The sequence below is a fragment of the Halobacillus alkaliphilus genome (genome assembly GCF_900113125.1).
Lineage (GTDB): Bacteria > Bacillota > Bacilli > Bacillales > Halobacillaceae > Halobacillus > Halobacillus alkaliphilus.
This window is the reverse complement of the sequence record NZ_FOOG01000012.1, coordinates 74,897-84,156: the sequence shown is the minus strand read 5'-3', so window position 1 is coordinate 84,156 and position 9,260 is coordinate 74,897. Positions and strand designations below refer to the sequence as shown.

9 protein-coding genes, 2 tRNA genes and 2 rRNA genes are annotated in these 9,260 nt (G+C 44.0%); 11 read left to right on the top strand and 2 right to left on the bottom strand.

The window, feature by feature from the left end; genetic code table 11:
* The 9 genes from BMZ06_RS09120 to tsaD form a co-directional block, all read left to right on the top strand.
* Positions 1-123, top strand: a 23S ribosomal RNA gene (locus tag BMZ06_RS09120); the annotation flags it as partial.
* A 94-nt stretch (positions 124-217) separates the two neighbouring features.
* A 5S ribosomal RNA gene (rrf, locus tag BMZ06_RS09115) occupies positions 218-331 on the top strand.
* Positions 332-441: 110 nt separating this feature from the next.
* Positions 442-518, top strand: a tRNA-Met gene (locus BMZ06_RS09110).
* Positions 519-769: 251 nt separating this feature from the next.
* Positions 770-846: transfer RNA gene (locus BMZ06_RS09105), tRNA-Asp, on the top strand.
* 121 nt (positions 847-967) lie between these two features.
* Positions 968-1,951 carry a thiamine-phosphate kinase gene (thiL, locus tag BMZ06_RS09100; RefSeq protein ID WP_089751737.1) on the top strand — a complete coding sequence of 328 codons (984 nt, stop codon included), beginning with the start codon at positions 968-970 and terminating at the stop codon, positions 1,949-1,951.
* Positions 1,952-2,407: a tRNA (adenosine(37)-N6)-threonylcarbamoyltransferase complex ATPase subunit type 1 TsaE gene (tsaE, locus tag BMZ06_RS09095; RefSeq protein ID WP_089751736.1), complete on the top strand. Its 456-nt coding sequence runs from the start codon at positions 1,952-1,954 to the stop codon at positions 2,405-2,407.
* Positions 2,404-3,087 carry a tRNA (adenosine(37)-N6)-threonylcarbamoyltransferase complex dimerization subunit type 1 TsaB gene (gene tsaB, locus BMZ06_RS09090; protein ID WP_089751735.1) on the top strand — a complete coding sequence of 228 codons (684 nt, stop codon included), beginning with the start codon at positions 2,404-2,406 and terminating at the stop codon, positions 3,085-3,087. Before tsaE ends, tsaB begins: the two co-directional genes overlap by 4 nt.
* Position 3,088: 1 nt before the next feature.
* The gene (gene rimI, locus BMZ06_RS09085) at positions 3,089-3,532 is read left to right on the top strand and encodes a ribosomal protein S18-alanine N-acetyltransferase (protein WP_089751734.1); all 444 of its coding nucleotides are present in this window, start codon (positions 3,089-3,091) and stop codon (positions 3,530-3,532) included.
* Positions 3,529-4,578, top strand: coding sequence for a tRNA (adenosine(37)-N6)-threonylcarbamoyltransferase complex transferase subunit TsaD (gene tsaD, locus BMZ06_RS09080; RefSeq protein ID WP_089751733.1), 1,050 nt, complete (start codon positions 3,529-3,531; stop codon positions 4,576-4,578). The genes rimI and tsaD overlap by 4 nt, the downstream gene beginning before the upstream one ends.
* A 328-nt stretch (positions 4,579-4,906) precedes the next feature.
* Here tsaD and BMZ06_RS09075 read toward each other — a convergent pair whose 3' ends face one another.
* Positions 4,907-6,838 carry an ABC-F family ATP-binding cassette domain-containing protein gene (locus BMZ06_RS09075; RefSeq protein WP_089751732.1) on the bottom strand — a complete coding sequence of 644 codons (1,932 nt, stop codon included), beginning with the start codon at positions 6,836-6,838 and terminating at the stop codon, positions 4,907-4,909.
* A gap of 166 nt (positions 6,839-7,004) precedes the next feature.
* Here BMZ06_RS09075 and moaC point away from each other — a divergent pair, with 166 nt between their 5' ends.
* Positions 7,005-7,490 (top strand): cyclic pyranopterin monophosphate synthase MoaC, encoded by a 486-nt coding sequence (moaC, locus tag BMZ06_RS09070; protein WP_089751731.1) that lies wholly within the window; start codon positions 7,005-7,007, stop codon positions 7,488-7,490.
* Positions 7,491-7,503: 13 nt separating this feature from the next.
* Positions 7,504-8,157, top strand: a complete 654-nt coding sequence (locus BMZ06_RS09065; RefSeq protein ID WP_089751730.1) for a redox-sensing transcriptional repressor Rex — start codon at positions 7,504-7,506, stop codon at positions 8,155-8,157.
* 113 nt (positions 8,158-8,270) lie between these two features.
* Here the strand turns inward: BMZ06_RS09065 and BMZ06_RS09060 are convergent, their stop codons facing one another.
* Complete coding sequence (locus BMZ06_RS09060; RefSeq protein ID WP_089751729.1) at positions 8,271-9,095, bottom strand: SDR family oxidoreductase; 825 nt, start codon at positions 9,093-9,095, stop codon at positions 8,271-8,273.
* Positions 9,096-9,260: the final 165 nt, after the last annotated feature.

The window sequence follows — 9,260 nt, the reverse complement described above, 5'->3', positions numbered from 1 at the left end:
ATGAGATTTCCCCTTACGCCAAGTAAGTAAGATCCCTCAGAGACGATGAGGTTGATAGGTCCGAGGTGGAAGCGTGGTGACACGTGGAGCTGACGGATACTAATGGATCGATGACTTATCTATCCTTTAATAAAGAAGTCGGAAGAGACGTTCGCTCGTCCGATGGTTGAATGATTGCCTTATCCAGTTTTGAGGGTTTACCTCAAACTGTATATGATGTGGTGGTGAAGGCGAAGAGGTCACACCTGTTCCCATGCCGAACACAGAAGTTAAGCTCTTCAGCGCCGATGGTAGTCGGGTCGATCCCCGTGAGAGTAGGACGCCGCCACGTTGTATCAATATTTTATCAAGAATAATTTTTCCTAAACTTGGGAATAATGTAAGTATATCTTACACATCAGTATATCTTATGGGAACAACACAATTAATTTCCCACACTATCGCGGGGTAGAGCAGTCTGGTAGCTCGTCGGGCTCATAACCCGGAGGTCGCAGGTTCAAATCCTGCCCCCGCAACCAATTTATATTGATGTCCTACGTCGAACCTACTTCTTCGTTCATCAATAATAGTAGCACTGTAAGTGCAACCAAATTATTTCAACTTGCTGCATTGAATAACATCTTGGCTAGTTGAAAATCAGTAGCACTGTAAGTGCAACCAAATTATTTCAACTTGCTACATTGATAAACTTCATGTAACGATGACCCACCTTTCAACTACTTTGCTTTAGTTGATTTTTTTAAATTTAATACATATATTTACCTTTACTGGTCCGGTAGTTCAGTTGGTTAGAATGCCTGCCTGTCACGCAGGAGGTCGCGGGTTCGAGTCCCGTCCGGACCGCCACTTTAAAATTAATTTTCCAACCTTAGGAATCATTCCTAAGGTTTTTATTATGGAATTTTTTATAAAAGGTCTTCTATTGGTATAATAGTTAGAAGGAGTTATGCTACTTAGGAGGCAGATCATGGACGAATTTCAATTTATTCAATCAATCCAGCCCAGTTATTATCGTCAGTCCACGCTAATTAAAGGAGTGAGTGATGATGCAGCGGTATTTAGACCTACAGACAAGGATGTGGTTACCGCTGTAGATACGATGGTGGAAGGGGTTCATTTTTCAAGAAAAACGATGGATCCTTATCATATTGGGTACCGCGTGCTGGCAGCAAACTTGAGTGATTTAGCTGCAATGGCCAGTTCTCCAGCTTTTTATTTGGTTTCAATCGTGATTCCGCAAGGGTGGAGCGAACAGGAACTGGAGGAGCTCTACACCGGCATGCAGGAGTTAGCTTCTTTCTACCAGATGGATTTAATTGGAGGGGACACCGTGTCCGGAAGTGAGTTGTCCATATCGATTACAGTAATCGGTTATGTGGAGAAAGACAGAGCGAGATACAGATCGCAGGCGGAGCCCGGGGATGTTGTATTTGCGACAGGTACCCTGGGAGATTCAAGGGCCGGGTTGGAGATTCTTCTCAACGGTTCATCTGGTGAAGCTTCAGAGACATTTTTTATTGAAAGACATCGGATGCCTGACCCAAGAGTGTCCTTTGCACTTGAGCTTGAGGGGATTCCAAGGATCGCTCTTAATGATATTAGTGACGGGGTGGCTAATGAAGCAAATGAATTAGGTGAAGCGTCTCGTGTCGATTTACATCTGGATATGGACAGACTCCCTTTCAAATCCTCTATAAAAGATCTTTTTCCAGATACATATAAAGATTGGATGCTTTCCGGAGGAGAAGACTTTGAGCTGGTTGGAACAGTCGAGGAATCCTTGTGGCCAAAAGTTCAGCAGGCAGCAAAAAAAGCGGGAGTAAAGGTATGCCAGATTGGATACGTGCAGGCTATGAAGAAAAAAGATCCTCACGTATATTTACATGAAGGTGAAAAGAAGAACGTTTTAACGAAATCCGGGTACACACATTTAAACAAAAAGGGTGAGTAGATGGCCGTACATCAATGGAAAAGTTCTTCTCCTGAGGAAACGATGGCTTTTGCTGAGAAGCTGGGTCTTCGACTTCGTGCGGGAGATGTATTAACATTAGAAGGAGATTTAGGCGCTGGGAAGACAACTTTTACTAAGGGACTTGGCATAGGCCTAGGGGTGAAGCGCACGATTAATAGTCCAACGTTTACGATTATGAAGGAATATATGGGGCGTCTGCCTTTTTATCATATGGATGTTTATCGCCTTGAAGATAGTGATGAAGATTTAGGATTTGAAGAGTTTTTTGAAGGGGACGGCGTATGTGTCGTAGAATGGGCGCATTACATTGAGGAATTTCTCCCTGAAGAGCGTCTGGATATAACGATTTCGTACGATAGCGAATCAGGCCGGACCATTTCTCTTAAAACTTCTTCGGCTCATTTTGACGAGGTTTGTAAGGAGATCATGAAATGAATATTTTATCAATTGACACTTCTAATTATGTAATGGGAGTAGCAGTCGTAAAAAGCGGCACGGTGATAGGCGAATATACGACGAATATAAAAAAGAATCACTCGATCCGACTGATGCCCGCGATTGACCATCTAATGAAGGAAACCAATACGCGACCGGAGGAGCTGGACCGGGTTGCAGTAGCGCAAGGGCCAGGATCTTATACAGGCGTAAGGATTGGTTTAACGACGGCTAAGACGATGGCATGGGCACTGGATATACCTGTGGTAGGAGTTTCAAGCCTCGAAGCCGTAGCTGGACAAGGTGTATTTTTTGACGGGTATATATGTCCTTTTTTTGATGCCAGACGTGGACGTGTCTACACGGGGCTTTACAATAATAGGATGGAAATTGTAAAACCGGAGACAAACGTTTCGATGGAAGACTGGTTAAAAGAAGTACAAAGTCTTGATAAACCGATTTTATTCTTGAGTCAGGATGTACAGGTTTACGAAGATATGGTCAGAGACACGTTAGGAGAACAGGCTGTTATCCCGGCTGGTCCTTACCATTTTGCCAGACCTTCGCTCATTGCTTTTGCAGCTCAAAGTAAAGAACCTGACAGCCTTCATGAACTGGTTCCTAATTATTTACGCCTGCCGGAAGCAGAAGCTAAATGGCTGGCTCAGCAGGAGAAGTAAGATGACTTCAATACGTGAAATGACTTTAGAAGATATAGATGAAGTAATGGAAGTGGAACGGGCTTCCTTTGCCGTTCCCTGGTCAGAAGGTACATTTCGGCAGGAAGTCGAGGATAACCCGTACGCGCATTATTACGTGTTTGAGAGAGACGATCATGTGGTGGGTTACTGCGGGCTGTGGCTCGTGATTGATGAAGCGCATGTTACGAATATCGCCATCCATCCAGAGGCACGTGGTAATAAATATGGGGAACAGTTATTCAAGCATACGTGTGACGAAGCAATCCAGCACGGAGCGATTCAGTTATCATTGGAAGTAAGAGTTTCGAATACGGCTGCGCAGCATATGTACCGGAAATTCGGCTTAGTCCCAGGGGGCATCCGTAAGAGGTACTATACAGATAATGGTGAAGATGCGTTAGTCATGTGGGTGGGATTAAAATGAGTCAAGATCAGTATATCTTAGCTATTGAAACAAGCTGTGATGAGACAGCTGTAGCCATTGTGAAAAACGAAAGAGAGCTCGTCACGAACGTAGTGGCTTCTCAAATAGAAAGTCATAAACGTTTTGGCGGTGTAGTTCCTGAGATCGCGTCACGGCATCATATTGAGCAGATTACGGTAACACTTGAGGAAGCTTTGAAAGAAGCAGACCTTAGGATAGATGATATGGATGCCATTACGGTCACAGAAGGTCCAGGATTAGTGGGCGCACTGCTTGTAGGGGTAAATGCGGCTAAATCCATAGCGTTTGCCAAGCAGAAGCCGCTTGTCGGTGTTCATCACATTGCCGGTCATATCTATGCTAATCGATTGGAAAAAGAATTCGAATTTCCATTGCTTTCTCTCGTCGTTTCCGGAGGTCATACCGAGCTGATTCTTATGAAGGAGCACGGATCCTTTGAAATCATCGGAGAGACACGGGACGATGCTGCAGGTGAAGCTTATGATAAGATAGCTCGGACATTAAAGCTCCCTTACCCTGGCGGACCAGAAATTGACCGCCTCGCTGCAGAAGGGGAAGAATCAATTGATTTTCCGAGAGCGTGGCTTGAACAGGGGTCTTATGATTTCAGCTTCAGCGGATTGAAATCAGCGGTGATCAATCGTCTTCACAATGCGGATCAAAAAGGCGAAACGCTAAGACCGGAGGATGTTGCTGCCAGCTTTCAGGCAAGCGTGGTAGACGTGTTATCCACAAAAGCTTACCGGGCTGCTGAAGAATACGGGGTAAAACAGTTAATTGTGGCTGGAGGAGTAGCTGCTAATAAGGGACTGCGCAAAGCTCTTGTTGATAAGTTTGAAGAATCTGAAACAGAGTTATTAATTCCTCCCATGCATTTGTGTACGGACAATGCTGCCATGATTGCTGCCGCAGGAGCCGTAGCTTATAATCAGGGACATCGCTCAGGCTGGGACCTGAACGCTAATCCGGGCCTTGATCTAGAGCAATATGGTAATCGGAAACATTCAGCTGAAAACTCTCCTTAACATTTAAGGAGAGTTTTTTATGGGAAAGGATAATACGAGTTATACACATATGTATATTTATACTGTTGATAAGTTAAAAAACTCCTATTAATAAAGATAAAGAAAACGGTACCAAAAATGTGGATAACATTTCGTTTTTCTGTGGATAATGTGTATAAACCTGTTGAGAACTAATAAAAACGGTGCACAACTGTTGAAAACTATGTGGATAAACTGTATTCAACCATACACCCCTATACAAAGGTGATATGGATAAAAATAGGCACCTCAGGTCATCCAGAAACTGGATGACCTGAGGTGCCTTTCATTTCCTTACCATCTTAACTTGCTATTCGTGAAGGGATTCCCATTCTTCCATCAGCTTTTCCACACGCTGCTGGGTTTGTGTGCTGCTCTCTGTGAGTTCAAGGGAGCGCTCGTGGTCCTGATAAACCTCAGGGTCGCATAAGAGCTCTTCGATTTCTTCGAGCTTTGCTTCCAGCTCTTCGATTTCTTTTTCAATTTCAGCTATACGACGGTTTTTCTTACGCTCTTCCCGTTTCACTGCTTTATCTTCCTGGAAGCTGTTTTTTGCCTGGGGCTCTTTAGTCTGCGGCTCATTTTCCAGTCGCTCAGCTTCTTCTATTTGCTGAAGCTCGTACTCTTCCTGCTTTTTATTCACATAGTAATCATAGTCCCCGAGGAACAGGCGAGTTTCTTCTGGCAGCATTTCCACAACGTTTGTCGCGATTTTGTTAATAAAATAACGGTCGTGGGAAACGAACAGCAAAGTCCCGGGATAATCAATAAGCGCGGCTTCCAACACTTCTTTACTGTCCAAATCCAGGTGGTTGGTCGGTTCATCTAGTACAAGGAAGTTAGCTTCCAGCATCATCAGCTTTGCTAATGAAAGACGAGCCCTTTCTCCGCCGCTAAGGGCAGATACGGGTTTAAGCACATCTTCGCCCGAAAATAGGAAATTTCCAAGTACGGTACGAATATCCTTTTCATTTTTAAAAGGATAATCATCCCAAAGTTCCTGAAGTACATTTTTCTTCGGATTAAGCTTGGTCTGTTCCTGGTCGTAATAACCTATTTGAACATTGGTTCCAAGCTTAATATCTCCTTTAGCCGCTTTTAATTCACCGAGGATGGTCTTAAGCAGGGTTGTTTTTCCGACACCGTTTGGTCCGACGAGAGCCACCGAATCCCCACGGCTTAAGTCGAAGGAGACATTCTCAAATACGTAGGAATCTTCATTATACTTGAAACCAAGTTCTCTTAGCTTCAAAACGTCATTTCCGCTTTTTTTAGAGACCTGGAAGCTGAATTTCGCCGACTGGTTGTCGTCTTTAGGTTTGTCAAGCTTGTCCATTTTCTCAAGCTGCTTCCGACGGCTTTGTGCTCGCTTACTGGTCGTTGCACGAACAATGTTCTTCTGAATGAAGTCTTCCATCCGCTTAATTTCTTCCTGCTGCTTTTCAAAGTGCTTCATTTCAATCTCAAAATCGGCTTCTTTTTTCTTCAAATAGTCGCTGTAGTTGCCAGGGTATTTCTTAGAAGATTGAAAGGCAATTTCATAAACGGTATTTACGATCTTGTCTAGAAAATAGCGGTCGTGCGAGACGATGACAACCGCGCCCTTGTAACCCTGTAAATATCCTTCGAGCCATGATAGCGTATCGATGTCCAGGTGGTTGGTCGGCTCATCGAGAATCAGAACATCCGGACTGGTCAACAATAACTTACCAAGAGCTAAACGAGTTTTCTGGCCACCGCTTAATGATGTGATCGGTGTGTTCCAGTCAAAATTATGGAAGTTCAATCCATTCAGGACGGATTTAATTTCCGTTTCATACTGATAGCCGCCCGCTGTTTTAAAATACTCCTGCTTCCGGTCATAGGTAGAGAGGAGCTGCTGGTAGCGATCGGGATCATCCATAAGATCTGGATCCGCCATATTGACTTCCATAGAACGCAGTTCATCTTCCAGTCCCTTCAAATGAGAGAAAACCTTTTCCATTTCGTTCCATATCGTTTCCTCGGACTGAAGGCCTGTATCCTGAGCCAAGTATCCGACGGTCGTTTCCTTTGGTTTGAAAATATTACCGGAATCGTAGCTCATTTCACCGGCCATCATCTTCAACAATGTCGATTTTCCTGTACCGTTTCGACCGACAATTGCAATGCGATCATTCATTTGTACTTCCAATTTAATATTTGATAAAATCAATTCCGCTCCAAATCGTTTGGTTAATTGATTTAATTGCATGAGAATCATGTCGTTTCACCTCAATGAGATAAGTGTATCGTATCGGGGATTCTTCTAGCAAGATAATGACCCTGAGTTTGTGAAATCTTTAACGTCTAGCCGTTGATTTTTTGTTAGAATAAGAGTAATGTAACTAACAGTAAGTTTGTGAATTTACTCGTAAAGGGGTAAGACCATGTCAGAGTTTACGCATTTTAATGAACAGGGGCGCGCCCGTATGGTGGATATCTCCAGTAAGGGAGAAACCGTTCGGACTGCAGTAGCCTTCAGCAGTGTACAAGTCAACGAAGAAATTTATCATAAAATTACCAATCAGGAAATATCCAAAGGCGATGTGCTCGCGGTGGCGCAAGTGGCAGGTATTATGGCAGCGAAGAAAACGTCAGATTGGATTCCCATGTGTCACCCATTGTCTTTAAGCGGGGTAGACGTATCATTCGATTGGGAAACAGGCAATTCTTATACATTACAGATTCAAGCGGCTGTGAAAACGAAGGGAAGTACAGGGGTAGAAATGGAAGCGTTAACTGCTGCTTCCGCTACAGCTTTGACTATTTATGATATGTGTAAATCTCTTGATAAAGGAATGGTTATCGGGCCGACCTATCTCATGGAGAAAACAGGCGGCAAAACCGGTGATTATCAGCGAGAGAGCCGGTAAAGGAGGCAGAGTCATGGATTTAGAAGAACATACTAAGATCCCACAAGCTACAGCAAAACGATTGCCGTTGTATTACCGCTTTTTAAACAATCTGCACGGCCAGGGAAAAATGCGTGTCTCATCGAAAGAGCTTAGTGAAGCGGTGAAAGTGGATTCCGCTACAATCCGTCGCGACTTTTCTTATTTTGGGGCTCTAGGGAAAAAAGGATATGGCTACAATGTAGAGTACTTATTATCATTTTTCCGTAAGACGCTCGATCAGGATGAAACGACAAAAGTTGCGCTAATTGGAGTCGGTAATTTAGGTACCGCATTTTTAAATTATAATTTCACAAAAAACAATAATACGAAAATAGAAATTGCCTTCGATGCCAGCCGCGAACGTGTTGGAAGCGAAGTCGGTGGTGTCCGCGTTGAGCATATTGACGATATGGAAGAGAAAATGGGAGACCTGGCCGTAGCCATTCTTACTGTTCCGGCGTCCGAGGCGCAGGGCATTGCGGACCGGCTCGTAGATGCAGGGGTAAGCGCGATTCTGAACTTTACACCGGCGCGTATCACCGTCCCGTCCCATGTTCGTGTCCACCATATTGACCTTGCTATCGAACTGCAGGCACTGGTTTATTTTCTAAAGCATTATCCTCTGGATGAAGAAGAGGAAGAATAGATTAGAAAGACAGTCCAATTCTGATTGGGCTGTTTTTTTGTGGGGCTAAGGATATAGGGGAAAGCTGACTAAAAAGAAAAGCTCAGAGTTTTTTCACTCTGAGCCCAATCTACTTAATCAGTAGTTTTTTTCCATTGATTATCAATTAGCATTTTACCTGGCCACGTATAAGCCATAATACCACCATCTACCGTAATGTCTTCCCCAGTAATATACGAACTCTCGTCTGAGGCTAGGAACAGCGCGACATTTGCGACCTCTTTGGGATCACCTAAGCGCCCCATGGGAGTGACCCACTTGTTGGCTTCGCGGAATTCACGTCCCTGCTCCTGCTGTTTCGAACCGGCCAATTCATCGATCAGCGGTGTTTCAATCGTTCCTGGCGCAATTGAATTCACACGAATGCCTTCACGTGCGTAATCGATCGCCATGGCCTTGGTAAAGTTCGTAATGCCGCCTTTAGCTGCGTTATATCCGGAGCGGTCCAGATCAGCCGCCCTTCCGGACATTGAAGACGTATTAATGATCGACCCGCTTCCTTTTTCCAGCATAAGAGGGAGTAAGTATTTACTTGTTAAGAAGGTACCGCGCAGATCGACGGCGATAATTTGGTCGAACAGCTCCACGGGATACTCGTGGACTTTTCCACCTTCTTCGTCGATTCCAGCATTATTAAATAAGACGTCTATGGATCCGTACGTGTCTTTAACGTGTTGGGCTAAGCTTGTTACGCTTTCTTCATTCGATACATCTACATATACAAACTCGGCTTTTCCGCCGTTTTCTGTTACTTCGTTAACCGTGTTTTGAACGTCTTCTTCGTTCACATCCGCACAGACAACAGTTGCACCTTCTTCTGCAAAAAGCTTGACCGTTGCCTGGCCAATTCCTGTAGCAGCGCCTGTCACTACGGCTATTTTCTGATTTAGTCGTCCCATTTTCGAAAGCCTCCTTTAATCATTCTCCTACTGCATACCCCCCTTTTTTAAAGCAAAAACTCTCTCTATCTCTTTAAAACGCTTCCAATCGGTTGAAAATGTTTTTTAAATCTCTGATGTGGAATAATCTAAAAGGATCTTTGAAACGCTTGGGTAAAGAGATAA

Coding starts and splice junctions, on each gene's coding strand:
- thiL (WP_089751737.1), top strand. CDS start 968: ATGGACGAATTTCAATTTATTCAATCAATCCAGCCCAGTTATTATCGT.
- tsaE (WP_089751736.1), top strand. CDS start 1,952: ATGGCCGTACATCAATGGAAAAGTTCTTCTCCTGAGGAAACGATGGCT.
- tsaB (WP_089751735.1), top strand. CDS start 2,404: ATGAATATTTTATCAATTGACACTTCTAATTATGTAATGGGAGTAGCA.
- rimI (WP_089751734.1), top strand. CDS start 3,089: ATGACTTCAATACGTGAAATGACTTTAGAAGATATAGATGAAGTAATG.
- tsaD (WP_089751733.1), top strand. CDS start 3,529: ATGAGTCAAGATCAGTATATCTTAGCTATTGAAACAAGCTGTGATGAG.
- BMZ06_RS09075 (WP_089751732.1), bottom strand. CDS start 6,838: ATGATTCTCATGCAATTAAATCAATTAACCAAACGATTTGGAGCGGAA.
- moaC (WP_089751731.1), top strand. CDS start 7,005: ATGTCAGAGTTTACGCATTTTAATGAACAGGGGCGCGCCCGTATGGTG.
- BMZ06_RS09065 (WP_089751730.1), top strand. CDS start 7,504: ATGGATTTAGAAGAACATACTAAGATCCCACAAGCTACAGCAAAACGA.
- BMZ06_RS09060 (WP_089751729.1), bottom strand. CDS start 9,095: ATGGGACGACTAAATCAGAAAATAGCCGTAGTGACAGGCGCTGCTACA.